Here is a 19,145-nt window from a genome sequence, read left to right as displayed (position 1 = left end):
CAAAAATGTCTACTGATAAAGCTCTCAGCACCGAAGCACGCAACGTACCGCTCACCCCGTGGTTGGCTGAAAAGATCCAACGTACGAACTTTTCGCTTACCGACTTCATGTTCCTCGCGCTCGCCGGACATTCCGAGCTCGAAAGCATCTTTGGCGTCTCGCTCGCCAACATGGACACCTTCCGGCAGCATGCCGCCGCGAAGGCAACGCTGATGAACCTCCCGTTTGTCGCGCTTGCCCCGGTGCTTGAAGATCCACGCGACTGGGAGACTTTCGTCGACGGCGCAATGGACTCACATAACGTCGAGAGGCTAACCAGAGAGATGCCGCGGGTGGATCACATCACTAGCCGCGACATCTATCACTACAATCAGGCGTACGTCCAACTGCTCAAGGACGTGTTGCACATGAACGTCGCCGCGATCCCTTTGCTCGGCATTTCCAGGGAACTTGCTTCGTATCTCAAAGGGCTGCCGATGGCGCGACTCGACAACGCGATCGGCGCAATCAAGTTCCCGTTGTTCCGGTGGCGCTTCCACGACGCGAATTTCTGGATGGAATTTAGCGCTGGCTGGCTTACCGAAGAGACCGTTGCGCACTACCTGATGCACACGTCGCCCCTCAGCACCGCATCGCTGCCCTATCAGCACGCCTGGACGGATCTGCGGCTTGAACGCAGTGACAAGGAAGTATTCGCCCGAATGATGATGGCACAAGGCTGCCGAGCTTCGACTGCGACAAATCTTTTCAACCTCAATCCGGGCAAGGCTCGAGCCACATATAAGCACATCCACGGCGTTAGCTCTCCCTGCGGATGCAACCCAACGTCGCTCACTTGGTATGTCGAACAATCGGTTCATCGGCTCCAGGCGACGACATACGTGTGGCTGTACCGCAGCGCCCTGGACAACGGCGGGAATATTCCCGAAGCGCTGATTGCGGCGAACGACATCATGGCCAAGACGTTCGGCAAGAGTCTTGTGATTACCGCAGATCGTGGAAACCATCTGACGCGAGCGATGGCGCTCGACTCTCGCCTCACGATGGCGGCCTGTCGCGGTTGCGGCACCGATTATGTCCTGTCCAACGGCGAGGGAAAGATCGAACTGGCGAAAGACTTTAGCTGCCCCGGCTGCAACTACCTTCTCTCGCCAAAGAATCAGGTGAGCAAGCGCAAGCAACCACATTAAGGGAGGTCGCGCCATGCATCAGGATTTCGCGGTTCAGACTGGGTTGGTGGTCTTTTCGCACGATGGCCGCGTCCAGTTTGGCTGGCGCGATATTGAAACTGGCGAATTCCACGCCGAAGCCGACGGCCAGTGCATCCCGGGTGTGATCGGTGTAGTGGAGTTCACAGCGGACGTAATGCACTGATATGCAGGACTTCGCTTATCTTTTTGGCGACAGCGCCGCGGCTTGGCTCAGAGGCCGTGGCGACGCTCGCTTCCCGCACTACGAGCGCCATTACAGAGCCGAGCGCCAGGCGAAGCCCGAGACGTTCGACCTCGAAACAGCCAACGAACAATATGCGAAGCGGTGTGAGCGACGATCCGGCGCCCGATTATTGCGCGTACTGGACAGCAAGGCGTTCAAACATCTGGTGTTCTTCCTCATTATGGCGTGGGGAGGATCACTGCTGCTCACAACGGTCGGCAAACAGCAACCCGCGATCGCGGGCACGGTGCTCGCCGCGCTTTTTATTGCGATCCGCATAACCCGACGGAAAAACCGCTCGGCACGCCAGTAGCAAACGGTTGCGCCTACGCAACGACACTCTCGCCGCAACCGCTTACCGCTCTTTACCTCTTTACAATGCCTTCGCACGCAAAATCTGCGGTAAGTATTCGCGCCTTCGAAGGTCTCGGCCGACGCTGCCTTGACTTTGGATTGCGCTCGATAAGATGAAATCAAGGTTGCGCGGGGGCGCGGCCACATTAAACACGAGGACCTAAATATGAAAAGCAGCAAACTCGCATTGACGGCGGTTTCTATCGCGGCAGCTTTGGCTCTTGCAGCGTGCGGCGGCGGTGGCGGCGGGGGCAGCACTGGCGCGGCACCGTCGACGCCGGCGAGCAGCCCGACGACTGGTAATCTGACTACGCCGCAATACGCCGCCGACAGCGCCCAGCTCGCCGCTTTCAATCTGTTGAACCAGCAACGACAGCAGTGCGGGTTCCCGGCCCTGCAGGACAACAGCCTGCTCGATCAGGCGGCTGTCGGACATGCGCAATATATGGGTCAAAATGGAGTGACCGATGATGAAGTTTCCGGTAAGCCGGGCTTCATCGGTGTCACGTATGCCGACCGTGCGACCCATTTCGGCTATTCCGACTCGTTCATTGGGGGCGTAAGCGCAGGCTATTACACGAACGCTAAGCTAACCGAAGCGCAATACGGTCAGCAGTTGGTCTATGGCTGGCTGTCGGGTGTCTATCACATCGGCGTCGGTGTGTGGCCCGCGTCGGCTATCGGCATCGGCACGAACGAAACGACGTTCAACGGATTTCCGGTCGTTCAAGGTTCGATGACACTCGCACATCAGCAAACGATCCCGGGCAATATGCCGCTGACCTATCCCTGCCAGGGAATCACAGGCGTTGCATATAGCAGCGGCGGCGAAACCCCGACACCGCCGAATACATCCGGCAACTGGGGCACGCCGATCGCGGTTGCGGGCAATGTCACTGACAAGGTGGTGCTGACCGCGGGGACAGTCGCTGATACGTCCGGAACGGTCACGACGTTGCAGCTCCTGAATTCGTCGACGGACCCGAATCACCTGATTCTGCCGTACGAAGCAGTTGCGTACCCTGCAACGCCGTTGCTGCCGAACACGACGTACACGGTATCGCTTACCGGAACGATCAACGGGACGGCCTTCTCGCGTAGCTTTTCGTTCACCACTGGCAACATCATCGGCTGATCGGTCAACTGGCACACAGAAAAAGCGCCTTCGGGGCGCTTTTTTATTTGGCGCTTTTCAGTGATTACATTGGCCGCTCGATGGTGTGTTGTGCCACGCGACCAATGCGTCAAATGATCCGTCGCCACGAACGTAACAATAGAGTCCCCATGTCGTGTTGTCCTGATTCGGGCACGGAACATCGTATTGCGGCCCTTTCGCTTGCCAGCCGTAGACCACATCGGATGGGTCAGGATTCATGAAGCCGGTATAAGCAGCGACGTTTCGCAACGGCAAATCCATTGGTATTGGTCCGGTCGCCCCGCTCGTAAGCGTATATCCTGCGGGCACCGCCGCGATGCATGAGCTCGTTGGATCCTTTGGAGCGCTCGGCTGACATGAAAGTCCTACCCACGAACTGCCATTCCACGACGGAGACCCAACCTGGTCATATCCTGCCGGGCACGACGGCGGAGGTTGATAGTTACACTGTGGCGCTGTCCATTGCGACCCGATCCAACGAGACGCGCCGATGGTGGTCCATCCAGCCGCCGCCGAACACTGTGGCTGAGGTTGCCATGCGGTGACGACTGGCGTTGTACAGGTCGAATCCTGATTGCCATACGAGCAACGCGCTGGCCCGGCGAATGCGCTCCGCGCAAAGAGAAGGATGCATATTGGCAACAAAAACCGCGTTAGCGCCTTCGCAAATTTCACCTTTATTTTTCTCCTTTAGTATGCGCAGTATGTCGAAGCAATCGCCTGACCGGGTATCCCTGAACCACTGCCATCGACGATCCAGACCGTCCACGGTCCGGATCCACTCACGCTGTAACTGAAAGACGCCGTGGGATCGACATACACGCTCTGAGCGGTAACGAGCAGCTCCGGTGTGCCACCTCCCGGGCAGGTCGGTGCAGGCACGCCCCAGCCGTTCTGCACGACGTAATACCCGTAACGCTGCCATCGTCCCCCAACCGGCAGCCACTGCCCGTACTGACATGACAGGATCAGGCCCGAGCCGTCGGCCGCCGCGGCAATGCCAGTGCCGGAACAGGCATTGCGTGCCCACGCGACATTGCCAGCCTGCACAAAGCCTGACACCGTTGCGTTGCCCGTGATATTCGCGGCGCCCGTATTGATCGGGGCCGGGCCCGTACCCGCCTGGTTCTGAACGTAGAGCGCACCGTTGGTCCGAACAGCCGCGTTAGTCGAATCACCGTAATAAACCGCACCCCCGCCGATGTTCAGCGAATTACCGGCCTGAAGATTAGCCGTTGCAGCACTGATATTCCCCGTCGCATCAAGGTTTTTGACATTGTGCAGACTGACCCCGTTCACGTTCTGGTCGCCAGTCCACGTCAGACTTCCGTCGCGCCGGATGTAGACCGAACTGCCATCGTCGCTCGGACCGTTCGTCGCCAGGATTGTCGCCGCCTTTGCGCCAAGTGGATTGGCTGTTGTGAACGATCCATTGATGCCACCGATCACGGCAGGATTCTGGGAGTTCGAATAGCCAAACTGGCTCGTCCCGGCCAGTTTTGCGCCAGCCTGAGCTACCTGCGCGGCGCCCCCTACGTCAGGTTGACCACCCTTCAGCAACGGCTTCGTCGGATACATCGTGAAAGCAACGCGACAGTTGCCAGCCGCCTGTGTACAGCCGGCTGGCACCATCGTCATGGAAGTCGCATATGATCCGCCCCAGAACGGGCCAGCGCCATGCGCCTGCTTCAGATTGCCCGCAGCGACGAGTTGCGCGATTGTTGGCGGCGTCAACGTCGACACATTGCCTGACGCGGTGTACTGCGAGAGGATCGCCCCGAAGTTGTCCGAGATCCAGCCTTCAAATGCACTGACCAGCGTCGCTTCGTTCTGGCCTTCGATCGTCAGCATCGTCGCACGCTGATTTGCGACATCTGCCTTGATCGCCTGCACGGTCAGAATAGCCGAACCAAGCAGGACGAACATCATCTCCAGCAAGCTACCCATAGCTGCCCCGGATTACGTGCGCGACGTATAAAGCTGCAACGTCGCGTATGCGCCCCCCGCTTCACAGGCTGTACCCGCCGTGTTGCTGCTGAATGTCGTCGTGGGGCCTGCGAGGGTTGTGCCATTCGCGGCTACCTGCGAATATGTATTCGTCAGTGCGGCAATACTCATCGAACACACTGCTGCGGGAACCTGATACGACATGATCAGTGAGTCGTTGGCCGTGCTCAGTGTGCCGACGGCGATCGTCACCGGCTGGTTGAAAATGCCCTTCAACGAAGACTTGTCCGCAGCCAGGCGTGCACCCGCCGAGTCGAACGCGCGGTTCGTGGCAAGCGTCGTCAGCGTCTCAGCGGAGAAGTCAGCGTCGTTCTGTGTGGCGTTCAGAATGCCCGTATGGAACATCTGCGCCTCGCTCGTGAACTGCTGCGACTTGATCAGGGTGTAGACGTAAGCCCCGCCCTTGATGACCGCGATCGCGAGAAGCGCCGCGCCCGCCATGTAGGCGCCCGCCTCGATCAGCGACAGCTCGCCCGACTGCTTTCTGCGACGGCCCATCTGTAGCAAACGCAAACGACGGGCGGAGTTATTCTCTTTGTGTTGCATAAAATTCTCCAAGTTCACGCCTGCGGCGCGACGAAAAAATTAATGGAAGAGTGCTTACTGCGCGCCTGCAACCGGAATGCCGCCGCTCATATTCACTGCGCCAGTGATGACGTAGGAACCCACACCAATGGCCAGAAAGAGGACCACTGCAAAGCCGAGCAACACGTAGTGCGTCAGACGCGCGTTTCGCTTCACGGCCTCCACCACGCGCGCAAGCGAGTCGCGACCAAGCGACTTGATCGCCGCTTCGAACTGATCGCGCCCCGCTGCATCGGTGATTGTGTCTACAATCATTTCCGAGAAGATGCCCGTGTCAAGGGCCCGCATCGGCTGATCGGGACGCTGCGTCAGGCGCTTGCTCATCGTGTCCAGATGCCAGCGCATCCACGGATCCGACGACTTGGCTACCCGATTGATCGCGGCGCGCAGCGTGAGGTTCGAGTCGAACAGACCGGCCAGCGAGACGATCAGTAGCGCTGCTCGCATGTCGCGACGGTTGCGCCACATGAGCGGGAACCGGTCGAAGCGGTTGCGCAGCGGACCGACCCAGCGCTTCAACGTATAGAAGTACAGCGCGATCGTTCCGATGACCAGCGAAGCAGAGATCCACCAGTACTCGTAGGCGAACGTGTCGATATGAAACAGCAGACGCCCCGCGTCAGGCCACTGCTCCAGCGGCTTGATCTCAACGACCTGCGGATAGATCATGCCGCCGAACATCATGCAAAAGCCGTACAGATAGACCAGCAGAAACGTCGGGTAAGCGACCTGCAGTGTCGTTTGGGATGACAGCGTGCGTTTTGCGAACGCCGCCATCTCGGCAAGCTCGAAGCCCCTGACCACCGCGTCTTTCTGTGTCGACTCGTCTGCGATATCGAACAGCGTGTACTCGTCGCCCGGGATGAACGGCTTGATCGCGGCGGAAAACGAGTCTCCCTTCACGAGACGCTCGCGCACTCGCGCAAAGACCTTCCACTCGATGCGGTCGCGCTTCCGATTACGGCTCTCGTAGGTTTCGAGACGTTCACGCAGGGTCTCCACGTCCCGGAGGCCCTTCTTCTCGATATCCAGACGCGTTTCCTTGTAGAAGGTCTCGCGCACGCTCTGGAAGCGCCACCGTGCGATACGCATCTGCGCTGCTTCGGGAAGCATGGCGATCAACGAACTCAACATGACCTAGGACCCTCGTTACAGTTTTCCGTCTGCACCCGGCATCACGCGGTATTGCGCGAACGACTGCATGGAACGGTTGATGAATTGTGGGTCGATTTCGCCGCGCGAGGCCTTGAAAAGAGCGTGTTCATATAGCGTCTTTCCAGTCATGTCCTCGTTAGCGAAGCCGGTTTTGCGCTCGCCGCGCCACACCGCGCGCGCGCCGCTCCAGTCGCGTGCCGCGACCCGCTCTCGAAATTCCGGCGTCGGGCGGTACAGCTCGGCCACCAGCGTTGGCCGCCGCGTGCCGCCGGCAACCTTACCGTCGCGCGAAAACAGTCCTTCGAGGCGGCATGTCGGACATCCGGCATGGTTCCGGCAAGCCATCTTCGACGTATCAAGGCCGAACTTCGAACGCAACAGTTCGAGGTCGCTCTTGTGCATCACATCTTCGGCCGACAGCTTGCAGTCGTCGCACAACGTCGGAACCAGCTTCTGGTTGCCGACGGCATTGATGAACCCCTCTGCCGCCAGTTCGTCGATCGGCAACTGGAGTCGGCCGCCCGCCATACGCATCACCGCCGAGATGACGTCGCCCGCATGCAGCGAGAGACGCACCGGATGGCCAGTCAGCGCGAGTTCAGACACAAGTCCCATCACGACGCGATCGCGAACTTCGGAGATGGTCACGTCGTCCGGATCCAAACGCATGAGCGTTCGAATCACTTCCGCGTATTTGCGGTTCGCCTCGTCGTCCGATTCGTCCGGGCGACGAATGATCGAAATCTCCGACAGCCATGGAAGTGGATATTCGGACGGCTCACTGACGGCGAACTGCTTCTTGAGTTCGCGATCCGGCAGCATGTAGCTCAACGCGCGCAACAGGGTTGTCTTGCCAGAACCTGTTTCTCCCGTCAGAACTGTGATGCCGCCGCTCACGTAGTTGAGTGTGTCGATCAAGGCAAGCTGGCTCGGCGACAGTCCCATCTGGTCGGGCATCAGCACCGAGTAGTTCTTGAAGTTGCCATCGAGCAACCGCAGTCCTACGTCATAGCCGCCAACCGTCGGCGCCGATTGCCAGCGCAGGTTGACGGTATCCCGTCCGAGAACCAGCGGGATCATTGCCGATTGCGGTGCACTCGGCTGGAAGGAATTGCCCGAGTTGGTGTTTTTCTGGACGAGGTCCGAATACGCTGCCGAGAGGGCGCGGCGTACGATGTTCTTCGGCAGGCGACGGTAGGTGTACAGGTCACCGTTCACGCGAAAGCGCACCTCGACTTCGCCGAGAAAATCGCGCGGCTCAATGTGAACGTCGCTCGCACCGTAGGCGTGGGCTGCCTCGATGATGTCGCGGAAATTGCCGATGGCGCGCGATGCTTCCCGTTCGCCTTTGACAGCAACATCGCGTTTTCCTTCGTAGATCGACGCGATCACTTCCTCGGTCGCGATCATCTCTTCCTGAACGAGCAGATCGTGCGCAGCCAGATCCTTTAGGAACGTCGCAAACTGCGCGCGCTCGCTGAAGCGAGCGGTGGCCGCAACGATAGCAATCCCAGGCTGGATCTCGACAGCGACAAACTCTTTGCGCACCGCTGCCGAAATCCGCAGCGTCGAATCGGCCTCGACGCCTGTGATGACACGCTTGAAATCGGGCAGCGCTTCCGCCGACACCAGAGCAGGCCTTCCGCTCGTTGTGCTGGTCGGTTCAGGTTCCTGGTCATCATCCTCGTCGTTTCCCCGTATCGCCGACGAATGAGGCGGCACTGCTTGAGGTCGCGCGCCTGCCGGGGTACGGAGGCGAGCGGAGGTCGGCACCGTCGAATGCGTGGGTGTCGGTGCTGCATCAGCCTGTTGAGAAAACGTGGTCGCGTTTTCGTTCGCAATCGCCACGGTTTCCGCGACTGCCCCGGGCGGGGCACACTCAGCCACGTGCGCTGCGGCCGTGCCATGCGTACGTTCCATGGGGCGTGACTGTGCTGCGATCATCGCATCCAGCTCGCGCAGAGCCTTTTCACCCTTAGCGTACGCGTCGCCAAGAGCCGCGGTCACGTCGACGGTAGCAGATTCCGCAGCGGGTTCTGGTATCGGTGCCGTGGCAACGCTTTCCGCTAGGGACGTGGGCGTCCCGGACGTTACGGGCTCACGTGTCTCGACGAGGTTGTGCGACTCTGACGTCGCCGTCGCGACATGCACAGCAGTCACGGAGCCGTCTGATTCCGTGAATTCCTCGACGTCCGTGATATCGTCACCGGACAGCTTCCGACCGAGAAACGACACGGTCGGATTGATCGCGTTTGTCCGGTCGCTGAAGCGTGGTTCCTGCACGGCCCGGGTCGCGGCTCCCCCAGATTGCACAAATGCCGCCGGCCTGATCCCTCGCAACCGCTTCAAAAAGCCGCCGCCGGGCTGATCTTCGTCCGTCTCGATACCCGAAAAGAGACTCATCGGTTCACCTCCCGTTCATACCGAACGAACCCACGCTGGTACCCATTGGAAGCGGGCCGCTGAGGTCCGTGATCGCCCGAACAGCCGGGCTGTCTCCCGATGGAAGCGGCATTGACGGTGCCGAAATGACTTCAGACCATGTCCGCTTACCTTCGGAAACCGAAACGTGGAAGCCGTCGACGCGTGTGACGACCCAGCCGTTCATCAGCTTTTCACCGCGTGCAGCGGAGTAGATGCCGCCCTGATAGTCGTACAGCACGTGTGCTCCGCTCATGTCGCTGTAGGCACCAACGAAACTGACGGGCGTTGTGCGATGCGCGGGCGTGCTCGCAGGCTTCGACGCTTTCTGAATCGCCGCCGTTGCGGTGACAGGAGGTGCCGGCGGTGCCGAGAGCGGGGCATTCAGAACGACACCTTGCGCAGGTGCCTGGGCCGCGTCCGTCTTGCGCATCGAGTTGACGAGGTTCTGGCGTGCAAGACCGTCAATATCGTCGAGCGTCAGGTGCTTCTCATCCGCGTGCGCGAGGCTCGCGATGCAGAGCGCAAATAGCGATGCCGCCGCGACGCGGGCGGTGTTATTGGAGAACATAGTATTTACCCTTCGCCGTGAAATGAACGCCGGTGCCGTCTTCCCTCAGTTCGAGCTCAAGCGTGTCGAGAGACATGTTTTCCGGCAGATTTGCGAGCAGCCGGCTTTGCCACATATAGCCGTCGATCGTCCAGTCACCCGCCTGAACAATTGGCCCGCTCACGTCCCCCGCGTTCGGCTGGCGAGCAAGAAGGCGCTGGGGTGGCCTCAGCGTCACGACATAACCATGACTCATCAACTGGTCTGGCTTCGTCGACAGACGCTGCGGATCGGTCTGCAGCTGCTTGATGAGCGCCTGCGCGGTAGGCCATTGCCGCTCCTGCGCGAGCGCCACTTTCTGGATATGAGGAACAGCGGGCCCTTTTGTCTTTAGATGCAGACCATCAGGGTCATATACGATGGGACGCAATTCTGCGGGCGCGCGAGCATCGAATTCCTTGAACGTGCCACCCTCCCGCCTGAAGGTGATCGAGCAGGAACCGGCAACACCGCAGAACGCCTTCTGAAACTGCCATCCGGCCACGTTCGTTTCCTGGTGGCCAAAAGTGTTCAGCAGCGCCGGCGCAAGTTGCGATGCGAGCGGCACGGGGCCCGCAAACATGCGCGCGACCGCAGTCTGATATTCCTGCATGTAGGTGGGTGGCGGTGCCGGTGGCGGAGGTGGCGGATCGATATAGCTGACCGCTTCGCTCCCACCGTAGATCAGCGCCACCGCGATGACAGTCAGCGGTACGACCTTCGGCACCTTGACGGGCAGCTTCCGGATGAGGCCGACGTTTTTCCCGCGGAGCAGTTCGCTGGCGGCAAACGGCTCGTCGAGGTCGATAAGATCCGCGCCGTAGCCGATTGTGACCAGATCGACGCGATCGCGCTCACACTCTTCTTCAAGCGCGATGCGGCGCGTTTCGAGCGCACTCAGTGCGACGGTTTCGTCGGTACGAACTGCGCCACGCACGACCAGTATTGCGTGAACACGCTGTCCGTCCTGGATAAGAACCAGCACGGCGGGCCTGGACCGCACGCGCTCGAGTTCGGCGACGCGCGCGGCTGCGGAATAGAGCTTCACCCCCTTCCGATCAGCGGGCTCCGGCGCACAAAAACCAGCTACCGTCTCCTCCTTGCCCTTGATCTCGACGAAGTGTGTCGCGTCGAGTTCCTGTGCATAGCGTCGCCGCTCAGCCGCTGCGCCCTTCGTCGCATAAGCACGCCACTCAAGGCCGAAAACGAGGCGTGCCTTCTTTCCGTTGGGAATATTCTCGAAATGCATCGCGCCACTCACATCGACGGCACGACGTTCGCGGTCAGCATGATCACCTGGAACGTCTTGGCCTTATTCCACGCGCCGCTAAAGCCAAGGATGCCGGTATTGCTGGCCCCGTCGTAGTTGTTCGTCACCGCGCCATACATGACAACCGTCTGTCCGTCGGACAGGGCGATGGTCTGGTCATCCTTGCTACCCACGATGTCCGGCAACTGGATCTGTTGTGACGATGCACCGGACCCTGTGCCAATCGTCGTGAAAGGCCCGTTCAGTTTGGAACTGTCGCTCCAGTAAGAAAGGATGATCTGATTGTGATCGTTGACAGACGGCAAAATGTTCACGAAATCCCCCACCGTCACCGAACCTGGCGTCAAGCCCGGGAGGCCCGCGCCGCCGCTGAGCGTGCCAGTCGCCGGGGTCGTCGCTGCCAGGTACCCCTTGGTCTCGAACGAACCGATAGACATCGGCAGGCCGTTGAGGGTCATCTTGGTCTGGGTGTTGTCCATGACCGTTTTGCCATACGTGTTCAGCGCGTTGATCACGGCGTTCGTGCCTGTGAGCGGCGCGTTCGGCTTCAGGATAGAAAGTCCGACCGAACCTGCAGAGGTCGCGAGGGATGTGGGTGACACGACGCTGATCGTGTACTTCAAAAGACCATCGGAGATCCGGTTGAACACGACATCTGCGCTTGCACCTGCCTGCGACCCATCGTTCAACGCGATCTGTACAGTGCGCACGCGGATGGACACCTGACGCGTCGATATCGCGTTCTCGCGGGTGAGCAGTTCGCTCATGCGATCGACAGCTTCCTTCGTGTCCCGAACCATGACAAGCCGGCTGTGCGGATTAACCGTGATCTTGCCGAGAGGCGATTTCAGGCTTTCCAGTTCCTTCGTGATCAGGTCGATCTGATCGAACTTGCCGTCGCGGCCCGTCGATGTGACGGCGGCGAATGAGCCGGTGTTGGCACTGGTTGTACCATTGGCGGTGGACTGCGTACCGGTGGAGGTGTCCGTGCCTTTCGACATGGACGACTTGATGCTAACGGCGCCGGGTACTGCGGCGATCTGGAAAGTGCGGGTCACGAAGCGTGAGATGTTAATCGTCGATCCGTCAAAGTTCCAGGCGAGACCCAGATCCTCCGTCATGCCATGGAGGTACCGGCCGAGTTTTGCGTTACCCGGCTGTCGGTAGATCGGGTCGAAATTGGTCGCAGCCTGTGCCTGTCCCGGGACGACGTTCACCTTTCCGGCTCCGTTCCCACCGTTGCCAGCAGCTGTCTCGATCAACGCGTCACGTGGAATGAACACGTCTGGGCTCAGATGAACGGGATAACCAGAAGCATCAGAGATCAGTGTCGCGATCTTCGAGACCGGCAGATTCGCCGGCAGCGTGACCGTTTTTTCGCGGAAAATCGCGGGCAATGTCGCTTCATAGGCGACGGGCACAAGCCGGTCGCCGAGAAACGCGGTCGGAACGTGTTCGACGAGTGACATCGAGTCGCCCATGCCGGCCATCGCGTTCGTCGCGTCCTGCTTCGCCGAGTCGTACGCTTTATTCACGTCGTTTTGAGAAACAACGCAACCCGTAAGCATTGAAGCAACGAGGAGGGAAACAGCGGCCTGATATCGGTTTGCACGCATCGGTTTAGTCCTGGCAGTTGGCCGCGCGAGCGACCACGCGAATGACGTTGTTGGTGTGTTCACAAATGCGCGTTGGCGTACGCATATGGTTGGTGGCCCGCATCACCTGCGTGAGGACCGAGTCAAAGTCGCCGCTAAACGTCGCGTTAAATTCGAGTGGCAGGTCATCGTCGATCTTCCAGGCCAGTTGCCACCCCTGCTGCTGTAACCAGCGATCGAGGGCGTTGCGCAGATTGATGTCTTGTGGGGTGATCGCGAACGACGGGGCGCTAGCGGGTGCAGGCGCCGGCGCTCCCGGCAGGACAACCGGCGTAACCGCGATGGATGCGGGCGCTGGCGGCAGCGATGCGTGCGATGACGTAGCGTGAGCGGCAGCGGGACCGACCATCGCTAGCGAAGCAGCAGGCGCCGCCGGCGCGCTGGGTGCTCCAAGCATCTGCCAGCCGTCACCGGAAGGCGGGGACAGGTGCGACTGTGAGAATGATGCGGTCGTAAATGCCGTCATTGCAAGCAGTGCCAGTAACTGCGCGACCAGCGACGCACGACGACGGGGGGGCATGATGATCATTTGCTTCATGAGTTTTCAGTGGGCCGCGCGCTGGATGCGCCGATAAATGTTGTTCGCGTACACCAGTTGCTTGTTCGTCGAGACGGCGTTGTACGCACCAACCGCCTTCCACGTCGGGCCGAACTGCCTGATGTTCGCCGCAAGGATCCATGTGCCGACGTATGCGTTGACGCACGGGTTAAACAAAGATTCGCGCGTAATGCCGTAGCGCCTGAGCTTGGGCAGCCACGACGAATTGATCTGCATCAGGCCAATGTCTTCCGACCCGTCCGTATTGACGTTGATCGCCTTGGAGCGCATCCCTGACTCCTGTTGCGCGATCGCGCGCACTAGCACCACGTTGACGTGGTGGAACTGCGCGGCGTCATCGAGGCAATCGGCGAACGCCGGTTGACCGCACATCAGGACAGGCATAACGAGCTTCCAGACCGATCGGACATTCATGATTTAGGACGGTCGAAGAAGCGCACGTCATGCTTGCGCGTCACATTCACGACGTTGCCGTCCGCGTTGACGATGAACTGGTCGGCCGTGCCGTTGAACTTGTAGTAGCGCCCTTTTTGCTCGCCCGAGCCCATGTGAGCGACGTCCGACACTTTCACGTTGCCGACCGTATCCGCGAACTTGAAATAGGTCGATCCTTCCTTATCAAACACGCCCTCGAGGCCTGCGCTGTTTTTCGGCTCGAACACGTACACGAGCCCGGCGACGCGCGCGACCTCAACGCTCTCCGAACCGTTCGACACCACGAACCGCTCTGCCCGGTTAAACGTCACGACATTGCTTGAGTCGTCCCATTTTGGCTTGAGGGAATGGCCGTCCATGTCCCGAAAGACGAGCTCTTTTGCAGGCCTTTGTGAAAAGCGGATCTGGATGTGCGTGTCGTCGCCATCGCGGATCGCAATAGCCCCGAACTTCACCGCCAGTCCGTCCTGGGATTGTGCCTTGTCGGAGACCGCGGTCGCACCAGTCGCGACTGCGCCCGCGGCAGAATCCGGCACTACGCTCGCCGTCCGCGTTTCGCCATCGATGGGATCAGCGGGCATGGCGCTAGCGACGTAGTTAACACCGGTCGACTTGACGACAGCACGACGCAGCGTGACGTGGTGCGCGGTGAAATCGACGTCCGCATAGAGGTCCACAGCGCCGAGCAGGCGGTCGAGCGACTGCATCCAGTTCTCGCCATCGCGCGTTGCGAAGCTCTGCGCGTTCGTGAGGTCCACGTCCTTCTGCGCGGACCCGGTCCACCCCTGCGGCACGAGTGCCTTGACCATCTGGGCGAGCGGCAACGTTGCGCTCATCGCGCGCGTCGTCTCCAGCCGCGGGCGTGCGCCGATAAGCGCAAGGCGGTTCGAGAAGCCCGCGAAACCAGCGGGCATGTCACCGCTACGGTTGCCCCGCTCGGACGTAAAACTGTTGGCCTTCTTCCAGCGCGCCGTTGCACTGGACCCGCTGACCGAATATGAAATGACCTCGGGCGTGCCAGACACGACGATGTACGGGCCTTCAGTATGGCCGCCCTCAACCTTCAGGACCTGGCCCGCACGCGGTTGCAGGTATGTGTCGGTGCCATCGTTGAACACAAGCGCCGGGCGCTCGGTCATGTTGCCGTTGATCTGGTAGTCGAAGTCGAGCGGATCGGTGCTCGCAGCCGACGCGGAGAGTGACAACACTGCCAGCGCGATAAAGGATAGCGTCTGCTTCATAAGCCGCGGTCGAGTTGGGTGAGACGCTGGATGAAGCGCGCGAGATACTCGCGGCCCGGTTGGGGATTGGCACTGTGGTAGTAAGCCACCGCCCTCACCGCCGAATTTGTCTTGCGATAGTTTTCGTTGAGAATGTCTTCGGCAGCTCGGACGTTGGTGGCAGGTGCGAGCGCATCCCACGGCGACGCGAATCGCTGCCGGTGATAGCACCAGTTGATCTGCATGAGGCCTACATCGAAATCGCAGCGGCCGTCGGCGATGAGGAAGCGCACGGCCTTGTAAGCGTCCTCGCGCGTGCGAAAGAAAAAGCCGCGGCCTGCGACGTTCAATGTCCATGGCCAGGCGCGACCGTTGTAGGCCGACTCATTGAGCGCGACGCCCGCAAGGATCTTCGCGTCGACGCTTGTATGCATGACGTCGAATGGTGTCTGCGCAGACGCACAGGCCCAGCCGCCACGGCGCTCTGTCAACGCGGCTTGCGCTTCGTCGTCAAGCACTGCTGGCTGCAGCCACCCATTGCGCACCAGTAACGCCTGCAGGCTTTCTGGCGTGCCATCAACGAGAACAGTTGCGAAGCCGCGTGACCCAGGCGTGATGCTTTGCCCTCTCAGCGGTTGAGCCCATGTAAGGAAGCGCTGGAGGCCGCATGCGTACACGGGCCTGCCGGGAAGCTCCAGCACGGACCGCTCGCCGTTTTCTTCAATGACAAAGCGCGTTGGGCTGATCACCGTCTCGATCACTGTGGCACCCGCCGACGAGCACGCGGCCGTCAGCAGCAGCGCAGCGATGGCGCGCCTAGTCATGGTACGGCTCCATCACGATGTCCTGCGTGACCTGCACCAGGAACTTCTCGCCTGGCTTGACCGTGATCGTCGGCGGGATGTTCTGGTTGCGTTGAAGCACGGCCTGGGCCGTCGTCGCAGCCACCTGCCCTGCAGTGCTCCCGGTGGTCGTTATGCCGATCGGGCTTGCCGTCGTGGAGGTCGTTGACCCATTGTCGAAGCTTTTCAGCAGTGCAGCGGTAATGAAGCCTGCGCCAAAGATCGCCAGGAAGTGGTTGTTGACATCGCCCGAAAAACCGGCCGCGCCATTCTGATCCGCACCCTGCATGCCGTTCATCGGCACGCTCTTGCCGTTGGGCAGCCGCAGGCTGGTCGACGCGACAAGCAGACGCTCCTGTCCGACCTTGATGTCCGCGCTATACGCGCCGTTGATGAACGAACCCTTCGGGATCATCAGGCAGTCGCCACGCAGGCTGTCGTAGATGTCCTCGTCGACCATCAGCGCAACGCGGCCAGGCTTGTCCGAGTTCAGGCCTTCGACGGTCTTTACATGAATGTTGTGCGGAGGCGTGAGCGTGCAACCGCGCGACCGGCCGTTGAACGTCGTCTGCTCGATGCCGCCCTGCCCTGCCGTTTCTTTCAGGAACGCCTTATCGCGGTCTTCTGGTGCCTGGCCCTGTTTGCCCAGCGCGAGCGCCATCGCGTCTGCCGGGTTTTGCGCAGCGGAAGCCGCTGCGGCGCGCGCCGCACGAAAATCGTCCAGCGTGGGAACGCCCGCAGGCGTTGCGGTTGCTGGCTGATTTGAATTACGGGAGGCGCCAGACTGCTTGAAAACCGAGGAGATATAGATCGCATCCTGCTTGTTGCTGGCGGCGAGAGCTTCTGTGTCGCCACCGCCCGACCCCACCTCGCGCTGGAAATCATTGCCGATCAGCATCGGCTTTACCGTCGGACGCTGCGCTGCTGCTGCATCCGACGCGGCGCGCGCGGCCGCCTCAGCTGCAGCCGCCTCCTGCTGCTGCTTGATCACCTTTTCGATGTCAGCGGTGCCTGCAGCCGGTGCCTCCGTGCTGCTTTTAAGAGCCGTTGCCTTTTTCAGACGCGCTTCTTCCGCAGCCTGATCGCTCGCTTTCAGCTCGTAGTAGAAGCCTAGCGCGCCGATGATCAGTGCGGCCAGAAGCCCAATGCTCATGATGGCGTTGCGGGGCGTCTTGCCTTTAACGATCGCGGCCTGCTCGGCGTTAGGCGTCGCCTGTTCCGTTTTTTTGGCCACGATCAGAACACTCCGAACACGCGCCGGCGCCCACGCACCACAGTCACCTCATCCTTGCCGGAAACGAGGACGATTTCGTCAGCGAGGCGCTGGAACACAAGGAAGTCGCCGCGGCGGATAAAGTTGCCGACGACGCGATCGCCGTGATCCTTGTACATCGGAACCGGCCACGTCTGCGCCCCGGCAGGCATGCGCATCCAGATCGAATGGCCGTCATCGAACACGACCTCAGGCTTGAACTCCGCATTGCCGTCGACGGAGTAGTCCCAGTTCAGCTTGTCGGGCGCGACGCTGATGCTGCCGGAGTCACCGCCCCGGTCGCCAGCGGCAGCCGCCGGGCCCACTCCACCAATGTCATCGCGCGTAGCAGCCCGAGCCATCGGTGCACGCGGATACTGGAAGCGCACGGTCTGATAGAAGAAGCCGCCGGCGGGCGACGCGATCAGCGTGAGGTCGTATTCGCGCCTGTTTGTCGTCAGGTGAAGCGTGTTGACCAGATCCGCCTTGTGGGGCTTGATGAAGACATGGTTCATCTTGTCGTCGTCAACCTCCCACTGGATGCTGTCGCCCATAGCCGGATCGGCTATTAACTTCTCGCCCGGCTCGAGCTCGATCGTCGTGAGTTTGAGCGGCGCGGTGAGTACGCGAAAAATCTGGTCGCGGCTATATGGAAAGACGCCGATACGAGCGTCGCCTGGCATCGTGAGCGGGTCTGACCCACCGTTGAATGGATTAACCGGACTCATCGGGTCACCGGCAATCATCGCGGCGTTGAACGAACCGTTGTCCGTAGGCTTTTTCGCGTTCGCCGCGGTCATCGGCAACGCTGTTGCCGCGAGCAGAACGAGGCCGAGCGCCGGCCGCTGAAGTCTGGAAGTCATGCTGTTCAAGCTCCACCGGTCCGCTCAAGGCGGAAAAACGGAATATAGATGCCGAAGGGATTGGCGGTGAGTGCTGCGTCGGCCGTTGGCGCGACGATCTGATAGCGCAGGGTCAGTGCATACGACTTGACCTCTGGCTTGCCGGAAGCGCCTGCCTGAGAGGTCGTCGTTGTGAATTCAACGAGGACCGTCTGGTCCTCCAGCAGCGCGATGTTGCGCACGTTCACTTCGCGGATCAGCTTGGGATTGGCCGAGATCTGCTGGAAAGGAGCGTCGTCGCGCAGCCAGCTTTTGAACTGGTCTGTGGCCGCGCCGATCATCTGTGCCTTCACTGAGTTGATGTTCAGCGACATACGCGACGTCTGAAGGCTGTCGGTCAGCACCGGCTCGATAGTGAACCAGCGCACGGCCATGTCACGCATGCTCGTGCGCAAGGCCTGCGAGTCCGGCTTGTACGCAACAAGTTCGGTCACCACCGGATGACCGCTGACGTCGGCCGAGACCCCGACCACGCGAGTAACGGAAGGCGGTGGCTGACGCGTCCAGACCGCTCCGGCCGCGACGGCAGCGCAGGCGAAAGCGATGAGCATCCAGCGGTTGCTCTCGACCTTGAGCCGCGTGCTCGTCTCGAAGATGACTTTCGATGGATCTTCCTCGGCATACATGCCGGGGGCCGTGGATAGCGCGGCCTGCCGCTTGTTCCTGAAAATGCGCATGGCAACCCTTGATGAATGGCTACCATTGAAGCAATTTCCAACAGGCGATTTGTGGCAAAAGGCACTGAGTTTTAGCCGCCTTTCATTTCCGCTCTTTTGCCGATTGATCCGGCCGAATTAAGGCGCGTAACGCGTTACAGATCAAACCGCGGAAAGACCACCTTTTTTGATAGCCTTTTCGGATCCGCTGGCTGCGACGTTGCGCTATTGTACGTACAGGTAATGTATCGTTTATTGCGGTGGTCTATAAACGATACACAAACCATAGCTGCATAATCAACGACTTAGACACAAACAATGAAAAACGCGTTATACGTGTACGCGATCAGGAGAATTGCGTCACCTTCAAGGTGGCATTGGTCTCCTCCAAGACCTCTCTCGCTGGCGTACGGCTTGACGAGGCATAGTGTCCAGGCGCTAGCCGGCAAGAAACCGACAAACGAAAGGCAACAGATTGGCACGAGTTTTGGCTTCTTTTTTTCCGGAGACCTGAAGTTGCGTGCACTAACCGACGATCATGAGATTGAATGACCGAAATGAGTAACGCGGCTATTAGTAGGACCAACAGCTTAGGTGACGATCCGCTGGCGCTCGCGGCTCTGTATCGTGCAGGGCTTGGGCTAAAGTGGGGA

General features: G+C 60.2%; 18 protein-coding genes. 4 read left to right on the top strand and 14 right to left on the bottom strand.

Annotated elements, in window-relative coordinates:
• Positions 1 to 5: 5 nt before the first annotated feature.
• The 4 genes from BMW76_RS34880 (at position 6) to BMW76_RS34870 (ending at position 2,923) form a co-directional block, all read left to right on the top strand.
• Positions 6 to 1,190: a FlhC family transcriptional regulator gene (locus BMW76_RS34880; RefSeq protein WP_090873385.1), complete on the top strand. Its 1,185-nt coding sequence runs from the start codon at positions 6 to 8 to the stop codon at positions 1,188 to 1,190.
• A 13-nt stretch (positions 1,191 to 1,203) separates the two neighbouring features.
• Positions 1,204 to 1,374 (top strand): hypothetical protein, encoded by a 171-nt coding sequence (locus BMW76_RS41450; RefSeq protein WP_177200578.1) that lies wholly within the window; start codon positions 1,204 to 1,206, stop codon positions 1,372 to 1,374.
• Position 1,375: 1 nt separating this feature from the next.
• Complete coding sequence (locus BMW76_RS34875) at positions 1,376 to 1,747, top strand: hypothetical protein (protein WP_090873384.1); 372 nt, start codon at positions 1,376 to 1,378, stop codon at positions 1,745 to 1,747.
• Between the two features lie 207 nt (positions 1,748 to 1,954).
• The gene (locus BMW76_RS34870) at positions 1,955 to 2,923 is read left to right on the top strand and encodes a CAP domain-containing protein (RefSeq protein WP_090873383.1); all 969 of its coding nucleotides are present in this window, start codon (positions 1,955 to 1,957) and stop codon (positions 2,921 to 2,923) included.
• A 711-nt stretch (positions 2,924 to 3,634) separates the two neighbouring features.
• On the opposite strand, the gene BMW76_RS34865 is transcribed toward BMW76_RS34870, so the two are convergent.
• From BMW76_RS34865 to BMW76_RS34800, 14 genes are all read right to left on the bottom strand, one after another.
• Entirely contained in the window at positions 3,635 to 4,891 is a 1,257-nt protein-coding gene (locus tag BMW76_RS34865) for a hypothetical protein (RefSeq protein WP_090873382.1), read from the bottom strand.
• Between the two features lie 12 nt (positions 4,892 to 4,903).
• On the bottom strand, positions 4,904 to 5,497 hold the full coding sequence (locus tag BMW76_RS34860; RefSeq protein WP_090873381.1) for a type 4 pilus major pilin: 594 nt from the start codon (positions 5,495 to 5,497) through the stop codon (positions 4,904 to 4,906).
• Between the two features lie 54 nt (positions 5,498 to 5,551).
• Positions 5,552 to 6,670, bottom strand: coding sequence for a type II secretion system F family protein (locus BMW76_RS34855; RefSeq protein WP_090873380.1), 1,119 nt, complete (start codon positions 6,668 to 6,670; stop codon positions 5,552 to 5,554).
• A 15-nt stretch (positions 6,671 to 6,685) separates the two neighbouring features.
• Positions 6,686 to 9,094, bottom strand: coding sequence for an ATPase, T2SS/T4P/T4SS family (locus BMW76_RS34850; protein WP_090873379.1), 2,409 nt, complete (start codon positions 9,092 to 9,094; stop codon positions 6,686 to 6,688).
• A 4-nt stretch (positions 9,095 to 9,098) separates the two neighbouring features.
• Entirely contained in the window at positions 9,099 to 9,683 is a 585-nt protein-coding gene (locus tag BMW76_RS34845) for a hypothetical protein (protein ID WP_090873378.1), read from the bottom strand.
• Positions 9,670 to 10,950, bottom strand: a complete 1,281-nt coding sequence (locus BMW76_RS34840) for a hypothetical protein (protein WP_090873377.1) — start codon at positions 10,948 to 10,950, stop codon at positions 9,670 to 9,672. The genes BMW76_RS34845 and BMW76_RS34840 overlap by 14 nt, the downstream gene beginning before the upstream one ends.
• Positions 10,951 to 10,958: 8 nt before the next feature.
• Positions 10,959 to 12,587: a type II secretory pathway protein gene (locus BMW76_RS34835; protein WP_090873376.1), complete on the bottom strand. Its 1,629-nt coding sequence runs from the start codon at positions 12,585 to 12,587 to the stop codon at positions 10,959 to 10,961.
• 4 nt (positions 12,588 to 12,591) lie between these two features.
• Positions 12,592 to 13,164, bottom strand: a complete 573-nt coding sequence (locus BMW76_RS34830; protein ID WP_090873375.1) for a toxin co-regulated pilus biosynthesis Q family protein — start codon at positions 13,162 to 13,164, stop codon at positions 12,592 to 12,594.
• 6 nt (positions 13,165 to 13,170) lie between these two features.
• A complete protein-coding gene (locus tag BMW76_RS34825) occupies positions 13,171 to 13,569 on the bottom strand; it encodes a lytic transglycosylase domain-containing protein (RefSeq protein WP_090873374.1) in 399 nt (132 codons plus the stop codon).
• A gap of 26 nt (positions 13,570 to 13,595) precedes the next feature.
• A complete protein-coding gene (locus BMW76_RS34820; protein ID WP_090873373.1) occupies positions 13,596 to 14,861 on the bottom strand; it encodes a TrbG/VirB9 family P-type conjugative transfer protein in 1,266 nt (421 codons plus the stop codon).
• Entirely contained in the window at positions 14,858 to 15,664 is an 807-nt protein-coding gene (locus BMW76_RS34815; RefSeq protein ID WP_090873372.1) for a transglycosylase SLT domain-containing protein, read from the bottom strand. The genes BMW76_RS34820 and BMW76_RS34815 overlap by 4 nt, the downstream gene beginning before the upstream one ends.
• The gene (locus BMW76_RS34810; protein ID WP_245763515.1) at positions 15,657 to 16,580 is read right to left on the bottom strand and encodes a TrbI/VirB10 family protein; all 924 of its coding nucleotides are present in this window, start codon (positions 16,578 to 16,580) and stop codon (positions 15,657 to 15,659) included. Before BMW76_RS34810 ends, BMW76_RS34815 begins: the two co-directional genes overlap by 8 nt.
• A gap of 338 nt (positions 16,581 to 16,918) precedes the next feature.
• Complete coding sequence (locus tag BMW76_RS34805) at positions 16,919 to 17,797, bottom strand: TrbG/VirB9 family P-type conjugative transfer protein (protein WP_090873370.1); 879 nt, start codon at positions 17,795 to 17,797, stop codon at positions 16,919 to 16,921.
• Positions 17,798 to 17,802: 5 nt separating this feature from the next.
• On the bottom strand, positions 17,803 to 18,513 hold the full coding sequence (locus tag BMW76_RS34800) for a type IV secretion system protein (RefSeq protein WP_090873369.1): 711 nt from the start codon (positions 18,511 to 18,513) through the stop codon (positions 17,803 to 17,805).
• Positions 18,514 to 19,145: the final 632 nt, after the last annotated feature.

Source organism: Paraburkholderia diazotrophica (assembly GCF_900108945.1).
Lineage (GTDB): Bacteria > Pseudomonadota > Gammaproteobacteria > Burkholderiales > Burkholderiaceae > Paraburkholderia > Paraburkholderia diazotrophica.
This window is presented reverse-complemented; position numbering and strand designations above follow the sequence as displayed.